Source organism: Paraliomyxa miuraensis (assembly GCF_026337845.1).
Classification (GTDB): domain Bacteria; phylum Myxococcota_A; class Polyangia; order Nannocystales; family Nannocystaceae; genus Paraliomyxa; species Paraliomyxa miuraensis.
Genome location: NZ_JAOVZF010000145.1, coordinates 219,898 through 236,289, shown reverse-complemented (window position 1 = coordinate 236,289; position 16,392 = coordinate 219,898). Strand labels below are relative to the sequence as shown.

Below are 16,392 nucleotides of genomic sequence, written 5' to 3'. Positions count from 1 at the left end.
CCCCCAGCCTTACATTCCCCACGATCCCCCAACCGTCCCCCAACCCCCGTCCCCCACCCCCCCAACCCCATGAACCACCTCAACCAGGAGGGCTCCGCCCGACCGCCGGGGAGGGGGCCCCGGGACGGCTTTGCCGGCCCGGGGGAGGGGCTGCGAAGCCCCTCCAGAAAGACGTAGCGCCTAGTCCCTCCCCCGGAGCAAAGCTCCGGGATGAGGGACTAGTTCGGAAGCTTGCGCCCCCGAACGCGAACCTTGCCCAGCCCCTTCTTGAGCCGCCCGTGCGCCGTCTCGAGCTCGGCCGCCTGGGCCTCGTTGGTGGCGTCGAGCATCATCGACAGCGCGGCGAAGGCGTCGTTGGTCTCGCGATAGAGCTGCTGCCACTCGTCCTGCTCGAGCCGACGGCGGCTCTCGATGATCCCATCGACCCGATCCATGGCGTAGTCGAAGCCCTCGCGGGCCGTGGCCTCGTCGATCTGGCCCGAGCCATAGGGTGCCGAGGGTACGGGCTCGGCGCGCGAGGCCTGCTCGACGTGCTCGACCTGCGCCCCCGGGGTCATCGCCAGCCCTCGCGCGGTGCGACGCAAGATCTCGCGGTTGCGCTCGAGCTCCTCGCGGTGGCCCTCGTCGGCCTGGGCGTCGGCGATGACGTCCTCGACCACCTCGTCGGCATCGGGATTGGACAGCGACAGCACCACCGCATAGCCCACGAGGACGACGGTGGCGAGCAGACCCAGCGCTTGGAGCAGACGATTCATGGCGGTCGGGGACCAACGTGCCGCGCACTGCGCGCTTGCGGGGCTCGTCGGTCCAGAGCATAGGATCGGATGGTGACGTCGGCCAACGACGACGCCGCCATCGCCATGCCCGACGGTGGCCCCGAGCACGAGGCGCTGCTCGATGCGCTGTTTCGAGGGCCGCGCGAGCGTTTCGTGGCCGAGCGCAACGCGGCGGCCAAGCGCCTGGCCGCGGCCGGCGAGAAGGAGGCCGCGGCCGCCCTGCGAGGGCTGCCCAAGCCCGGCGTGTCGGCGTGGGTGGTCAACCAGCTGTGGTGGACGGCGCGACCGGAGGTCGAGGCGCTGCTCGATGCCGGGCGGCGCCAGCTTCAGGCGCTGCGCACGGGCGCGGGCCCGGGCGCGCAGGCGTCGATCACCCAGTCGCGGCGACGCGCGCTGCAGGCCCTCGAGGAGGCCGCCGTCGCGGTGCTGCAGCAGGCGGGGCACGTGCCAGCGACCGGCACGCTCCGCAAGATCAACACCACGCTCGAAGCCCTCGCCGCCCATGCGGCATCGGACGACGGACCTCGGATCGGACGGCTCACCGCGGATCTCGACCCCCCGGGCTTCGAGCTGCTGGCCCGGCTGGCCGCGTCCCGAGCTCCCATCCCCGCGACGGCCCCCTCGCCCGAGCCGAGCGCAATCGAGGACCGGGCGCGAAGCGAGGCCGAAGCGGCGGTGGTCTCGGCTGCGCGCGCGCACGAGGAGGCCCGGCTGAAGATGGAGCACGCCGCCGCGGCCTTCGACCAGACCACCAGGGATGCCGACGAGGCCGAGCTGTCCGCCCAGCATCATGCGCGGCTCCACGAAGCGGCCGTGGCCCGAGCCGAGGCGGCACGTCAGCAGGCCGACGCGGCCGAGCGCGAGGCGCTGCGCACCCGGGCCCATGCCCGGCGCGAGCGCGAGCGCAGCGAGACAGCCCGCGCGGCGCTCACCGATCGCGCCGCGGAGCTGCAGCAGCACGACCAGGCGCTGCTGCGCGCGCGACAGCGCCTGGCCGCGCTCGACTGATCCCCTACCCTGCCGTCGGATCGGAGAAGCGGGGATCGACCAGGAAGGCCTCGTCGGTGAGCGCCTCGAGGAATGCGACGAGGTCGGCCCGCTCCGCGGCCGTGAGCTCGAAGCCCGCGACCAGCGGGCTCTTGTTGGGATTGTCGGCGCCCACGCCCGCCCATGGACCATCGCTCAGCGTGCGGCCACCCGCCGCATAGTGATCGAGCACCCCGTCGAGGTCGGCGATGCTCCCGTCGTGCATGTAGGGCGCGGTGACGGCAATGTTGCGAAGCGAGGGGATCCGATGCCGACCCATGTCGGTGGACTCGCCCGTGAACTCGAACAGGCCCACGTTGGGCGGCGGGTAGCCACCCCCCGCGCCCAGATCGTAGAGCCCGGTGTTCTCGAACCGAGCCGTGGCCTCGGGGTCGTCGGCGCTGCGCATGTCGGACGCGAGCAGCAGTCCCCCGTGGCAGCCTGCGCAGCGGAGCCGCGACGACTCGAACAGCGCCAGCCCGCGCTCGGCGGCCGGGCTCAGCCCGCCCGGCTCGCCGCGAAGGTGGCGATCGTAGGGCGAGTCTCCCGAGCTCAGCGTGCGCTGGAACGCCGCGAGCGCGGCCGCCACGTTGCCCACCGTGAAGGGATCGTCCTGGTCGGGAAAGGCGTCGACGAAGCGGGCCCGGTACTCGTCGGCGGCCATCTCTTCCAGCACGTCGACGATCACGTACTGCGCCCCCAGCTCGAGCGGCACGTCGAGGAACAGGGGCACCAGGGCCTGCGCCTCCAGGGTGTCGAGCACCGGGTTGCCCCACGTCAGCGTGGGCTGGTGGGCCACGTTGGCCAGCGTCATGGAGCTGCGCGTGCCGGCATGGCCATCGGCGCCGATCGAGGTGGCTCGGCCGTCGGTGAAGGCCAGCGCCTGCACGTGGCAGGTGCCGCACGAGATCGTGCCGCTGACGGAGAGACGCTCCTCGTAGAAGAGATGGCGACCCAGCTCGACCTTCGCCTCGCTCATGGGCGCGTCGTCGGGGACCCACGGCTCGGGGAAGTGGGGCGGCAGCCGCCATGCATAGGGCTCCGCCTCGCCGCCGTGGCAGGCAACGACGAGCGGCAGCGCCGCGAGGGCCCAGCGGCTCACGGCGCCTCGAGCCGGACTCGGTTCACACCGTGGCACATGTTGCACGAGCCGCTCGCTGCCGGGTGCCCCATGAACGTGCGGATCACCTCGTCGCTGCCGCGCTCGACCACGGGCCAGAACGGCGGCGCCGCCTCGGGCGGCAGCTCGGTGCTGTAGAAGTTGCCGTACGGATCGGTGACGAGCGTGGCCACCACGTCTTCCTCGCGGTAGGTCCCCACGGGCTGATCCTGGCACTGCGCGCGCTCGTCTCCCTCCTGGCACGGCCCCGCCGCGATCGGCAGCAGCTTGACCGTGGCATCGGTGAGCGGGGTCTCGCCGTCGGCCTCCCACACCGTGCCCGCCACGTCGAACAGGCCCGCCCCCGGCCCCTTGGGCTGGTGGCAGCTCATGCACTGGTTGCCGGGCCCTCGCCGGTGGGTGCGGCTGCCGATCGGCAGCGCGTCTCCCATGGGGTGGGAGCGCGCCACGCCGGCCTCGCTCACCACGGAGACGTCGAGCCGGGGATCGCGATCGAAGGCGTCGCTGCCGGGCTGCGGCACCTGGTCCGACTCGCTCGGCGAGACCAGGTCGGGGGCCGCGTCCACGTCGACCTCGAAGGCGATCTGCTCGGGCGCCGCCTCCTCGCTCATGAAGCGCCGGCCCAGCTTGGTGAAGATCGGATCGCACTCGGGGTCGGGGTCGAACGACATGCAGCCCGCGATGAAGTCGCCGCTGGCGAAGTCGACGGGCGCATCGAGGTCGACCTCGGCCAGCAGCGCGGCCACGTTGATGCGCAGGCCGTCGCGACCGGGCACGAAGTCGTCGACGTCGACGAGGATCTCGTGATCGCCCGCGCACGAGAACCCGTCCTCGACCGACCCCTCGCACGCGGTGGCGCCCACGTGCACGAAGTACGACTCGTGCACCGCGGTGGCGAGGGTGAGCTGCAGGAACTTGTAGCCGCCCTGCCAGCTCCACCACGTGCTCGGCTTGTTCAGCGGGGCGGGAGCGGTGACCGCATCGAGGTGGTTCTGCGCGGGCGGCAGGCCCACGCGAAACGCGATCCCCACGTAGTCCCCGTGATCCGGCGCGGTGCCCACGATGCGCGCGTTGGTCTCCGCATCGCCCAGGCAGGCCCCCGTGGCGTCGTTGAAGTCGAGCAGCACCACGCCCTGGCCTTGCCACTGCTGATCGTCGACCAGCTCGAGGGGCACGCGCTCGCCTCCCTCTCGCACCAGCTCGACGCCGTGGAGGAACACGAGGAAGTCCTTGAGTTCGAAGCTCGCCCCGGTGGTGCCCGCCCCCGCGTACGACGCTCCGCAGGTGACGACGTCCGAGCCGAAGTAGGGGGCCACGGGGATCTCGAACGTGCGAGCATCACCGGATCCACCGGGCTCCGGCTCGTGCGAGCAGCCCGCGGGGGCGAGGGTGAAGGCGAGGATCGCGGTGCAGGAGTAGCGGGAGAGCGAGCGTGGCATGGGTCCGCCCCCCAGGATGGAAGAGCCCAGGGGACGTGGCCATGGGACGAACTGTCGCAGCATGCCGAGGCGCCGGTGCTCGGCCCGAGCGACCGAGAGCCAAGCGGCCACAGGAGCCGTCGGGCGCATCGAATGGCGGGAAGGGGTGCCGGAACACCGTTGGGGCTGCTACAGTCCGCCGCCGAGGACGTGGGGAGCGCAACCAGAACGTCTCGTTGCGGGGTGATGGCGTGGGCGCTTGCGTCCTGGCTTGCCCTACCCAGCGCGCTCGTGCTCGCGGCACCTCCCGAAGGGGCTTCGGCCGCGCCCACCGGTGAGCTTCGCCCTCCGCTCCTGGAGAACACGACGAGCCTCGACTATCCGGCCGACCTCGCCGGACGGCCCGACCCTCCCGCGGGTGACGTGATCATCGAGCTGACGATCGGGACCGACGGCGTCCCCAAGGACCTCACGGTCGTCCAGCCCCTGCACCCCACCCTCGACCAGCTCGCGCTCGAGGCGGTCGGCCGCCTGCGCTACACCCCCGCCACCCTCGATGGCCAGCCCGTGGAGGTGGTGCAGCGGCTGACGATTCCGATCGCTCCGCCGCCGCCCCCCGAGCCCGAAGCCGAACCCGCGACCGAGCCCGCAGCCGAAACCGAGCCCGAGCCCGACTCGGGAGCCGCCGCCGAGGTCGATCCCGACGCGGCCACGACCGAAGGGGGCGACGCGGACGAGCAGGCCGGCCCCGTTCGCATCGCGGGCACCGTGCTCGAGGCGGGCCAGCGCACGCCGATCCCCGGCGCCCGCGTGGTGGCGATCCCGGCCGCCGCCGACGAGGACTTCGGCCAGGTCCGCAAGACCCGCTACGACCCCCCCGGGATCCCGGCCTGGCAGGCCAGCGCGACGACCGACCCGGAGGGCAACTTCGAGCTGCGTGGGATCCCGGGCGGCGGCAAGATCCGCGTGATCGTGCTGGCCCAGGGCTACGAGCGCATCGAGTTCGTCGAGGGGCTCCCCGCCAACGAGGCCATCACCGTCAAGTACTTCGCCCCGCGGCTCGAGACCAACCCCTATCGCACGGTGGTGGTCACCGAGGGGGCGGGTCGCGAGGAGGTCGCCCGTCGCACGATCACCGCCGACGAGATCCGCGTGCTGCCCGGAACCCAGGGCGATGCGCTCAAGTCGATCCAGAACTTCCCGGGGGTCGCCCGCGCCCCGTTCGGCATCGGCCTGCTCGCCATCCGCGGCACGGGCCCCAACGACTCGGCCGTATACCTCGGGCACCACGAGATCCCCACCCTGTTCCACTTTGGTGGGCTCACCTCGGTGTTCAACGGCGACATCCTCGACAAGATCGACTTCGTCCCCGGCAACTTCGACAGCCGCTACGGCGACGCGATCGGCGGCATCATCGACGTCACGCCCCGCGCGGGCCGACGCGACGGCTACCACGGCTACATCGACAGCGACGTGTTCGACACCGGCGTGCTCGTGGAGGGACCGGTGGGCAAGGGCTCGTTTGCGCTGTCGGGCCGCCGCTCGTACATCGACGTGCTGCTGCCCGCCTTCATCCCCGACGACGCGGGCCTCGACCTCACCATCGCCCCCCGCTACTACGACTACCAGACCCTGTTCGACTACCCGCTGGCCGGCGGCACCTTCACCGCGCGGATCTTCGGCTCCGACGATCGCACCAAGGTGGTCGCGGCCAACCCCAACGAGGTCGAGCCCGACGAGCGCGACGCGTTCGAGACCGCTCAGTTCTTCCACCGCTTCGATCTGGCCTACGAAAAGAAGAGCGGGCCGTGGCGCTTCCTGGTCACGCCCTCCTATCGGCTCGAGTACATCCAGTTCGGGATCGGGCAGTTCTTCGACTTCGACCTGCGCACCCACAACGTCTCGCTGCGCTCCGAGGTCGAGCGCACGCTCGGTCGGCGCAGCGGCCTTCGCGTGGGCACCGAGTACGTCGGCACGTGGTTCCAGGTGGACGTGGAGGCCCCGCCCATCCCCACCGGGGGTGGCGGCAGCAGCTCGGGCAGCCTCACCACCACGGTGAAGTCCGCGGCGGCGGTCCCCGCCGTCTACTCCACCGCCACCCTGGGCGTGACCGACACCTTCACCCTCTTCCCGGGGGTGCGCATGGGCTACTACACCCGGCCCGATCCCACGAGCTTCGTCGACCCGCGCATGAACTTCGCGTGGCAGCTGGCCGATCGCACCCTGCTCAAGGGCGGCACCGGCATCTACACCCAGTCGCCCCAGGCGGTCGAGTACAGCAGCGAGTTCGGCAACCCGCGGCTGGGGGTCCAGCGCGGGCTGCAGAACAGCGTGGGGGTCTCGCAGCAGTTCGAGTACGGCATCAACCTCGATGGCACCGCGTTCTTCAACTACATCTGGGACCAGAGCACGGGCTCGTCCGAGCTGGTGCGACGCGAGGACGGCAGCATCGGCCCCGAGGTGTTCGCCAACACCCAGCAGGGCCGCACCTACGGCCTCGAGGTGCTGCTGCGCAAGCAGCTGACCGGGCGCTTCTTCGGGTGGCTGGCCTACACGCTGTCGCGCAGCGAGCGTCGAGCCACCCCCGAGGACGACTGGGAGCTGTTCGGCTTCGACCAGACCCACATCCTCACCCTCATCGGCGTGGTCAAGCTGCCCAAGGGCTGGCAGGCGGGCGCCCGCTTTCGGCTGGTCTCGGGCAACCCCATGACCCCGGTCGTGGGCGCGGTCTACGACGGCGCCGGCGGCTTCTACGTCCCGCTGAACGGGGTCACCAACTCCGACCGCATGCCCGCGTTCCACCAGCTCGACCTGCGCGTGGACAAGCAGTGGACCTGGAAGCGGGCCAGCCTTACGCTCTACCTCGACGTGCAGAACGTCTACAACCGCCAGAACACCGAGTTCCTGATCTACAGCTTCGACTACTCCGACCGCCGCCCGGTGGCCGGCCTGCCCATCATCCCCTCGCTGGGGCTCAAGCTCGAGTTCTAGGACTAGTCATGCCCCCCGCATCCTCCGGTAGGCAAGCACACCGCCAGGTGCCCCCCAAGGGGGGGCTGGTGGGGGCATCGCGTCGTTCGTGCATCGTCGCCCTCTCGCTCGTGGGCGTGGGCTCGGCCTGCGCGATCGACTTGCCGATTTCGGAGCGCATCGCGAGCGTGCGGCCGCTGGCAATGCGGGTCGAGGCGATCGACTTCGTCCCCGATCCCGACCGGCCCCCGCGGAGCGAGGCGCTGCCCGTCGAGAGCATTCGCGCGATCCCGTTCATCGTGGACGACCAGGGCCCGCTGACCCCCGAGCGCATCGAGGCCGAGCTCGAGCCGATCTGGCTGGCGTGCCCCATGCAGCCGATCCAGGGCCTGTTCGCCTGCCTCTCGGGGCAGCTCCCGCTGGCCCTCGACGAGATCGAGGACTGCCCCCCGGTCGACTTCTCCGCGCTCGACCCCAGCCTCGGCACGGAGCTGCCGGCCATGCCCGCGCCGTGCCGCATCCCCGTGGGCGTGGGCGCGAGCACCCCGGCCGAGCCCAGCATGCAGGTGCCGCTCGACTTCAACTTCTTCCTCGGCGGCGACCTCGAGCTGACGATGATCGGCCATCGCACCGACGGGGTGAGCACCGAGCGCTGCGCCGAGGCACTGCTGGGCGAGCAGCCCGTGCCCTTCGAGTGCCTGGTTGCCGTGCAGCGGGCCTCGATCGGTCCCGACGCCGAGATCCTGCGCCTGGCCGCCGACGCCGGCCTGCCGATCGACCAGCTCGGCTCGCTGCCCCCGGACGACCAGATCCCCGAGGCCGACCGCAACACCCAGGTCACCGGCTTTCGCGTGGTGGTGAGCGACGAGCCGGTCGGGCGCGACGATCTGCTGCGAGTGCTCGAGGAGCAGGGCACCGAGGTCGCGGCCGGCGACACGCTGATGGCGAGGGCCGGGCAGACCCTGGTCATCGAGACCACCTCTCCCGAGGACGATCTGCAGACCTACCTCATCTCGGCCGAGGATGGGATGTACGAGGAGCGGCAGGAGAACTACCGCGGCGACTGGTACCGTACCTGGGGCACCCTGCTCAGCAACGACAGCGACGATCCCGTCAGCTACAACACCTGGCAGATGATCCCCGGCGAGCAGGACGACATCGAGAGCGACCTACCGCCCGACGGTCGCGCCACGCTCTACTTCGTGCAGCGCGACGACCGGCAGGGCGTGAGCTGGTTTTGGTTCCACGTGATGGTCACGCCCTAGCGCTTGCGCAGGAACTCGAGGTCGCGATCCATCACCGTCTTGCGCCCGTCGGCCCGGGCGTTCTCCGCCGCGCGCCGAGCCACCACCCGCAGGTGGTCGCTGAGCACGTCGAAGACCCCGTCGGACGTGTTCATGCCGAAGCGCTCCTTGACGTACGACTTGAAGCGGGAGACGACCACCAGCACGTCGCCCGGCGGCTCGGGCGGGGCCGCAGGGCGAGGGGCCGAGCCCACCCGGATCCGCCGACGCGGTGCGTCGGGACTGGCGGGCACCACCGCCGGTGCAGTGGTGGTTGCCGTCAGATCGACCTTGGAGATCTCCGAGGTCGGACCATCGGGCCCCGTGCCCGAAGGCTCCTCCCACTCCGCCCTGGTGGGTGCGGTCTCCTCCACCGCCCACGCCTCGCGGTGGCGCATGAGCGGCAGGTGCTCCTCCCAGCACTCCACCGTGCAGAAGCGATAGATGGTGCGCGCGCGATTGCAGGTGGAGACGCTGCACACGTAGTAGGTGTCGCCAAGGTCGATCGGCCCCCGGCAGGTGCTGCACCGCTTCCAGATCGTCGCGTCGTCCTTGCCGCCCGAGGTCGCCATCGCTGGCAATGGTAGCGCGGGCCGGGCGTGGCATCACGGCCCAAGAGGGTACGGGTCCACGTAGACCACGGGCAGACCACGGGGTAAGGGAGTGTCGCAACGTTGCTGCGTGGGCTATGGTGCGTGCGCGCCATGGCAGACGGTGGAGAGACCGAGTCCCGCGGCTTCAGTCGGACCTTTTGGGTCGCCAACTCGGTCGAGCTGTGCGAGCGCGCGGCCTGGTACGGCGTGTTCGTCGCCATCACGCTCTACCTCAGCCGGATCCTGGCCTACTCCGACGTGGAGGCGGCCACCGTCTCGGGGGTGTTCTCGGCGGGGCTCTACTTCCTGCCCACGTTCTCGGGGGCCTACGCCGACCGCATGGGCTTTCGGCGCGCGCTGCTGCTGGCGTTCGGCCTGCTCACCCTGGGCTACGGGGGCATGTGGCTGCTGCCCACGCTGCTGCAGAGCGCGGGCCTGGTGAGCTACGGCCGCGAGGTCGCGTTCCACGGCCTGGAGCGCAGCGGCCACAAGTGGCTGTTCATCCCCGTGATGCTGCTGGTGATGGTGGGCGGCTCGTTCATCAAGTCGGTGATCACGGGGACCATCGCCCGCGAGACCACCGCCTCCACCCGCGCCCGCGGCTACTCGATCTTCTACGCGATGGTGAACATCGGGGCGTTCGGGGGCAAGACGGTGGTCAAGCCGCTGCGCGAGAGCATGGGCAACGAGGGGCTCGTCGTGCTCAACCTGTTCGCCGCCTCGATGACCGCGATCGCGTTCGTGCTGGTGCTGGTGGCGTTTCGCAGCACGCACGGCGACGGCGAGGGCAAGTCGATCGGGCAGCTGTGGCAGGCGCTGCGCGCCGTGCTCGGCCGCACTCGCCTGCTGGTGCTCATCCTCATCATCACCGGGTTCTGGATGGTGCAGCACCAGCTCTATGCCAGCATGCCCAAGTACGTGCTGCGCATGGCCGGCGAGGGCGCCTCGCCCTCGTGGTACGCCAACGTCAACCCGGCCGTCGTGGTGCTGACGGTGGGGGGCATCACCGCGCTCATGCGCCGCCGCACGGCCCTGACCTCGATGACGGTGGGCATGTTCATCATGCCGGTCTCGGCGTTCTGCATGGCGGCCGGCAACCTGGTGGATGGCGGCGAGATCCTCGGCATGCACCCGGTGGCCTTCATGATGGTGGTGGGCATCGGGATCCAGGGCCTGGCCGAGGGCTTCATCTCACCGCGCTTCCTCGAGTACTTCTCGCGCCAGGCGCCCGCCGGCGAAGAGGGCCTCTACCTCGGGTTCTCGCACCTGCACTCGTTCCTGGCCTCGCTGCTGGGCTTCGTCACCTCGGGGTTCTTGCTCGAGCGCTACTGCCCCGAGCCCACCACCCTCTCCGCGGCCGACCAGGCCCAGCGCCTGCGGGCGCTGGCGGGCGAGGGGCCCATGCCGGAGGCCTACGCCCATGCGCACTACCTGTGGATGGTGTTCGTGGGGGTCGCGCTGGTGTCGGCCGTGTCGCTGGTGATCTACGGCCGGGTGGTCCGACGGCTCGACGCCGGAGACGAGGCCCGGGCCCAGACCAGCCCGCACGATCGCGACGAGCCACCCGCGTAGCGTCGAGTCGACTCGATCACGGGAGCCCGCGGCCGTCGCTCACTCGCCTCGCTTGCCCCGCCGCTTGCGCTTGGGCTCGGTCTTCGCGTGCCACGACGCCGGGTCGGGCCACAGGTCGCCCTCGAAGCGGAAGCCCACCACGAAGTAGGGCACTCCCACGCTCACGTCCTGACCGGTGCGGAAGCGGTGCTGAACCCACCACTGCGACAGCACGATGAGCGTGGGCTTGTTGAAGCGCTTGTCGGGGCGATCGAAGAACGTGTAGAGCATGGCCGGACCCAGGCGATGCGTGGGTCCATTGGGGCCGCTGATGGGCTCGGCGGGCTGGAAGTGCTCGGGGCGATAGAACGCCTGGGTCAGGGTGTAGCGCAGGCCCAGGGTCAAGCCGAAGTCGAACAGGTAGAGCCCGTCGAGATCGTTGGTCATCGCCCAGCCCTTGTTGGGGATGGTGATGTCGAGGGTCTGGTCGTACGAGACGGTGTCGCCGGCCCGCAGGTCGTAGTCGGCCCAGTAGAACTTGAGGTTGTCGCGCACCGCGATCCGCCCCACCTTGGCCTGGAGCAGCGCCGAGAGGGTCACGAAGTGCCCGGTGGTGGCGTAGTTGTCGAGCGTGGGATGGCCGAGGTCGTCACGGCGGTCGAGCTCGGTGTCGGACCAGTCGGCGGTCGGGCTGTCGAACGACTGGAACAGGCCGAACGAGCCGAAGTAGCCGGTGTAGTCGTAGGTGGCCGAGAGGTTGAGGATCGCCAGCGGCTGGATGTCGATCTTGGGCCCGATGCGCCCGTACGCGGGCGTGAGATAGGTGTGCAGCTGCGCGGCGACGAAGCTCTCCTTGAACAGCGTGGAGTTCTTCTTGATGAGCTGGTAGCGGTAGCCCGCGGTGAACTCGTTGACCAGCCCGAGCGGGTTGTAGCGCACCGCGCTGAGGTTGCTGTAGATGAGCCGATGCATCGGCCGCTTGCGACGGGGGCGCTCGACCTCGGGCTCGGCCTCGCCGATGGCCTCGACCCCTTGGACCCCGACGGTCTCCGGCTGCTCGGGCTCGGGCTCGGGCTCGGGCTCGGGCTCGGTCGGCTCGGGCTCGGTCGGTTCGGGCTCGGTCGGCTCGCCCGGCTCGGTCGGTTCGCCCGGCTCGCCTGGCTCGGTCGGTTCGCCCGGCTCGGTCGGCTCGCCCGACTCCGGTGTCACGGGCTGGCCCGGATCACCGGGTGCTACGGGTACCTCGGGCTCGCTCGGCTCGCCCGGTTCCTCGGGCGCGACCGAGTCCGGCACCGGCTCGGGCGCCAAGCCCCGACCCTCGGCTTCACTCGAAACGAGGGTGGCCAGCAGCCAACCCCCCACGCTCCACCCCACTGTCGTGGCCCAGCGAACCGCCATGTTCGCTCGCACGATACACCCATCGCTCGGCGCGGGGCCATCCCCTGCCCGCGCGGGTCGGGCTCAGGGGGGCGACCGCCGTCGCTCCTCGGCGAACATCCGCAGCGCATGCTGGCCGATCCGCGTCTGCCGCATCTCCTCGACCAAGGCCCGGGCCGCGGGCGGCAGCTCGTCCACCCGCCCCAGGTACGCCGAGTAGCCCTCGTCTTGGCTCGGCAGCAGCGCGGGCGCCAGCATGCACGCGAGGGTCAGATCGGCGGCGGAGAAGCGATCGCCCACGAGGTAGCCCCCCTCGCCCAGCCGATCGCCGATCCGCTCGTCCAGCTGCGCAACCTCTTGCCGAAGCTTGGCCGCGGAAGCCTCGGCCCGGGCGCGATCGATGCCCAGGGCCCGTCGCAGCACCCGAGACCACAGGGGAAGCCCCCTCACGAACACCGCGGCCTGGAACGATCCCACGTTGTTGCGAGCCAGCGCGGCTATCAGCGCGCGCTCCGGCAAGAGGTGGAAGTAGGCCACGCGACGGGAGTGGGCCCCCATGCGATCGTGCAGCCGCTGCTCGAGCGCCTCGATCTCCGCGCGGTGCTCCCGGGGATAGAGGGTGCTGGCCTCGTCGCCATGGCGATCGTCGGCGTAGCGCACGATCGCCGACGAGTCGCACAGACGCTCGCCCTCGTCGGTGATGAGCACCGGGGTGGACCAGCGCGTGGACACGCGATCGGATCGCCCTCCACGGAACCGGGTGGTCCACATCACCACCGGGAAGTGCAGCAGCGGCAGGCAAGCGCGCTCGCGGTAGACGACGCCGAAGCGGTCGAGGCCCCAGCGGGCCTTCTCGTTGTAGTGGCTGAAGGCGATGGTGACCAGTTGCATCGAGGACGCCTGGAGCATGCCCCCGGTCGTCCTCGATTGCACGCGAACCTCGCCTGGGCCTCAGTCCTGCGGCCAGGGCTCGGGCGTGGGCGTGCCCGGAGGCACCGCGGCGCCCCGCGCCATGAGGTTGTCGATGAACATCAACACGTAGCGAAGGTCGTCCTCGATGTCGGCATCGGGGTGGGTCTCCAGCCACTGCGAGACGCTTCTGTGGAGGATCTGCAGGAGGTTCAGAGCCGAGGCATCGTCGCCCACCTCGGCCCGCTCGGCCGCCATGGCGAATCCCATGTAGAGGTTCAGGGTGACGAACGCCTTCTCGACGCCGGCGTCGTCGAACAGGCCCTCGGCCGGGGTCTGCCCCGGGGCGAGCGACGAGAGGATCCGCTCCTCTTGGACCACGTCCTCGTCGGTCCCCGGCACGCGGTAGCGCAGGGTCAGCGTCCCCACGCGCTCGTCGTCGGGCACCGCTCCCGGCTCGGCCAAGAGCTCGACCACGATCGCGCCCCCGCCCCCGCGACGCCCGCCTTCGGTGTCTCCGACCGACTCGCGGTGCGCCAGGTGCAGGCTGGGGATCGACAGGTGCGCGGCGCCTGCCCCCACGGTCGCGAGCTTGGTGCCGTACACGGCCCGCAGGCGGTAGCCGGAGGCCACGTCCACGTCGATCTCGACCTCGCTGGCCAGCGGCAGCAAGAGCGCCGCGGCCTCTTCCTCGAACACCTCCTCGACCGCGGCGTGATCCTCGAGGAAGTAGAACGCCCCGCCTCCGCGCTCGGCGAGGCTGCGCATGAGGGTCGGATCGAACTCGAGCCCCATGCCCACGGTGGACAGACCGATCCCCTCGATCGCGTAGTCGGTCGCGAGCTCGACCAGCCGGTCGTCGCCCAGCAGGCCCGTGGTCGCCTGCCCGTCCGACAGCAGCAGCACCCGGTTCTGCTCGGCGAGATCGGCCCGATCGAAGGACACCTCGTAGGCCGTGCGCAGGCCGTCGTAGAGGTTGGTGGAGCCGCTGGCTCCGAGCGATGCGATCGCCACCTGGAGCTGCGCCGAGTCGCCGGGCAGGTCGTCGGCGAGCACGCTGGCCACGTCGCCAAAGCCCACCAGGCTCACGCGGTCCTCGGCGCGCAGGCCCTCGGCCATGCGCAGCAGGCCCTCGCGCACGTGCTCGATGGGCGCACCATCCATCGAGCCGCTGGTGTCCACGGCCACCGTGAGGTGCAGCGGCGGTCGCTCGATCCTCGAAGGGTCGATCGGCGTGTTCATGCCGAGCAGCACCAGCGTGCAGTTGGACCCGCTGAGCATGTTGCCCGCCACCCCCAGCTCGGCGTGCAGGCACACGTCGTCCCCGCAGTCGGCGGCCGGGAGCTCGATCTTGTGCTCGTTGAAGAAGCCCACGTCGTCGAGGGTCTGCGGACCGGGGATCCCCCCCGCCTCGAGGATGGCGCGGAACTGGCCGAAGTCCTGGGCTCCGCCCTGCCCCACGCCCGGAGCCAGCGGCGTCTGCCCGCTCCCCGGATCGGATCCGTCATCGCCCTCGCCGGGCGGGGGGCCCCCATCGGGCCCGCCGCTTCCGTCGTCCCCGGAGCAGGCGGGCAGCGTCGACAGGCACAGCGCGGCCGCGGTGGCGGCGAGCGTGCGGCTCAGCGTTCGAGAGATCGTGGCGTTCATGGTCATGTCTCGTTTCGTGTGCAAGTCGGCAAGGATGGCGAGCTAGCGGGGCCACTGGGCGATCACCACCTCGAGGTCGGGGCCGAGGTCGTCCGCCCCGAGGCTGCATGCGGGGTCGAGTACGAAGCGCTCCTGAGCGTGGAGCAGGGTCACCTCCACGCCGCGGCCGTCACCGCCCTGGCGAGCCGGCGCATCACCGGCGTGCAGCTCCACCGCGTCGAGATCGGGACCGCTGACCAGCAGCTTCATCGGTCGCTCCACCGCACCGCAGCGGGGCTCGGACGTCGGGTCGCAGCCGTAGAGCGGCACCGCTTGCAGCTCGACGTCCGCCACCGTGGGCAGGCCCGAGCCGGCCGAGGCCAGCAGCGACGGCATGGCGAGCGCCTCGCCCTGCTCGTCCCTCGCCACGATCTCGAGCGCATTCAGCTCGGGCTCGGTTCCCTGGGGCAGGCGCACCTCGATCTCGTCCCCCGCCGCGAACGGGAAGCTGGTCTGCGGCACGCACAGATAGAAGGTGCGGGGAGCCAGGCCGTCCTGCGACAGCTCGAGGGCCAGGCAGCCATCGAGGCCCACCTCGACCGCTTCGATGCGCGACGGCCCCCACGGCACCGGCGTGCTCCACCCCAGGCGTCCGGCATCGGGCTGCCAGGCACACTCGCCCGCCTCCAACGGATCGATGGGATCCACGGGGAACGCGAGGCCAGCGGCCGCCTGCAGACCCAGGCCATCGGGGCCCCGGTCGACGAGGGCGAGCTCGCCCGCGCTTCCGGTCTGCCCCTCGCCCGGGACCGTGGTGATGGGCGGCTGCCCATCGAACCACAGGATCACATGGGGCGGCAGCGCATCGGCCTCGACCCATGCGGCGTAGCAGGGCGCCTGCCCGGCCGTGTGATCGAGGACCTCGACGTTGGTGTTGGCGGGCAGGGTCCAGCTCTGCGCGGCGTCGAACAGCTCCGAGCGCAGCAGGCTCCCGGGCGCCTCGGCCACCGTGGCGCAGTCGAGCGAGACCCCGGCGCGCAGCGGTCGGATCCGCACCACGCGACCCTGGGCGGTGGCGTTGGACAGGACCACGTCGGCCTGCAGCGAGGGCAGCGGAAGGACGTCGTCCCCGATGCCCTCGCCATCGGTCTCGGTGCCCCAGTCTTCGTCGTCCCAGCAGCAGTCGTCCTCCTCGTAGGACGTGGCCACGCAGCAGAGCAGGCCCACCGAGGCCAGTCCGGCCTCGGCGCTGCGCCGCGCGTTGCGGGCCGCCGAGCGCCGCATCGCCGGCAGCAATCCCCACAGGCTCAGCGCGAGCACGGGCAGGGCCAAGAGGTCGGTGGCATCGCGCGTGATCACCCACGGAACGCCCACCATCTTCGTCAGCGCGGCAAGGCCCGCGGCGCACGTGGCCGAGAGCTGAATGGCGCAGAACACCGCGCCCACCGCCACGTGGCAGGCCACCCACGGCCCAAAGCCACGCACGCGCAAGAGCACCGCCAGCAGCACGGGTGCCACGATCAAGCCCGCAAAGTCGCTGAGCTTGCCCGTGATCACGGGGGGCAGCAGGCCCGCCCCCTTGAGGACGTGGTCGTTGAGCGCGAGCACGGCCAGGCTGCCGAGCCAGGCCGGGTGCAGCAGCGCACGTGAGGGATGGAGCGTATTGGAAGCCATGATCGTCGTGCCAATCCAGGGACGAGCGGGTAGTGCCCACCACCGGCCCTTCGATCACGACGAGCCGCA

The 16,392-nt window shown here is 71.0% G+C and carries 12 protein-coding genes; 4 read left to right on the top strand and 8 right to left on the bottom strand.

Features of this window, described 5'->3' with window-relative positions; genetic code table 11:
• Positions 1 to 218: 218 nt before the first annotated feature.
• Positions 219 to 755, bottom strand: a complete 537-nt coding sequence (locus tag OEB96_RS12660; RefSeq protein ID WP_266215854.1) for a hypothetical protein — start codon at positions 753 to 755, stop codon at positions 219 to 221.
• 69 nt (positions 756 to 824) lie between these two features.
• Between OEB96_RS12660 and OEB96_RS12655 the strand changes: the two genes are divergently transcribed.
• Positions 825 to 1,784: a hypothetical protein gene (locus tag OEB96_RS12655; protein ID WP_266215853.1), complete on the top strand. Its 960-nt coding sequence runs from the start codon at positions 825 to 827 to the stop codon at positions 1,782 to 1,784.
• 4 nt (positions 1,785 to 1,788) lie between these two features.
• On the opposite strand, the gene OEB96_RS12650 is transcribed toward OEB96_RS12655, so the two are convergent.
• Both OEB96_RS12650 and OEB96_RS12645 read right to left on the bottom strand, forming a co-directional pair.
• Positions 1,789 to 2,904, bottom strand: a complete 1,116-nt coding sequence (locus OEB96_RS12650) for a methanobactin export MATE transporter MbnM (RefSeq protein ID WP_266215852.1) — start codon at positions 2,902 to 2,904, stop codon at positions 1,789 to 1,791.
• A complete protein-coding gene (locus OEB96_RS12645) occupies positions 2,901 to 4,361 on the bottom strand; it encodes an MbnP family copper-binding protein (RefSeq protein WP_266215851.1) in 1,461 nt (486 codons plus the stop codon). Before OEB96_RS12645 ends, OEB96_RS12650 begins: the two co-directional genes overlap by 4 nt.
• A gap of 270 nt (positions 4,362 to 4,631) precedes the next feature.
• Here OEB96_RS12645 and OEB96_RS12640 point away from each other — a divergent pair, with 270 nt between their 5' ends.
• Complete coding sequence (locus OEB96_RS12640) at positions 4,632 to 7,331, top strand: energy transducer TonB (protein ID WP_266215850.1); 2,700 nt, start codon at positions 4,632 to 4,634, stop codon at positions 7,329 to 7,331.
• Between the two features lie 8 nt (positions 7,332 to 7,339).
• Entirely contained in the window at positions 7,340 to 8,575 is a 1,236-nt protein-coding gene (locus OEB96_RS12635) for a hypothetical protein (RefSeq protein ID WP_266215848.1), read from the top strand.
• Here OEB96_RS12635 and OEB96_RS12630 read toward each other — a convergent pair.
• Positions 8,572 to 9,165 carry a hypothetical protein gene (locus tag OEB96_RS12630; RefSeq protein ID WP_266215844.1) on the bottom strand — a complete coding sequence of 198 codons (594 nt, stop codon included), beginning with the start codon at positions 9,163 to 9,165 and terminating at the stop codon, positions 8,572 to 8,574. The two genes, OEB96_RS12635 and OEB96_RS12630, sit on opposite strands and share 4 nt — an antisense overlap.
• Before the next feature lie 132 nt (positions 9,166 to 9,297).
• Here OEB96_RS12630 and OEB96_RS12625 point away from each other — a divergent pair, with 132 nt between their 5' ends.
• On the top strand, positions 9,298 to 10,758 hold the full coding sequence (locus OEB96_RS12625; protein ID WP_266215843.1) for an MFS transporter: 1,461 nt from the start codon (positions 9,298 to 9,300) through the stop codon (positions 10,756 to 10,758).
• A 39-nt stretch (positions 10,759 to 10,797) separates the two neighbouring features.
• Here the strand turns inward: OEB96_RS12625 and OEB96_RS46430 are convergent, their stop codons facing one another.
• The 4 genes from OEB96_RS46430 to OEB96_RS12605 form a co-directional block, all read right to left on the bottom strand.
• A complete protein-coding gene (locus OEB96_RS46430; RefSeq protein WP_323137366.1) occupies positions 10,798 to 12,135 on the bottom strand; it encodes a hypothetical protein in 1,338 nt (445 codons plus the stop codon).
• A gap of 63 nt (positions 12,136 to 12,198) precedes the next feature.
• A complete protein-coding gene (locus tag OEB96_RS12615; RefSeq protein ID WP_266215842.1) occupies positions 12,199 to 13,047 on the bottom strand; it encodes a glutathione S-transferase family protein in 849 nt (282 codons plus the stop codon).
• Between the two features lie 18 nt (positions 13,048 to 13,065).
• Positions 13,066 to 14,670 (bottom strand): vWA domain-containing protein, encoded by a 1,605-nt coding sequence (locus OEB96_RS12610; RefSeq protein WP_266215841.1) that lies wholly within the window; start codon positions 14,668 to 14,670, stop codon positions 13,066 to 13,068.
• Between the two features lie 42 nt (positions 14,671 to 14,712).
• A complete protein-coding gene (locus tag OEB96_RS12605; protein WP_266215840.1) occupies positions 14,713 to 16,323 on the bottom strand; it encodes a hypothetical protein in 1,611 nt (536 codons plus the stop codon).
• Positions 16,324 to 16,392: the final 69 nt, after the last annotated feature.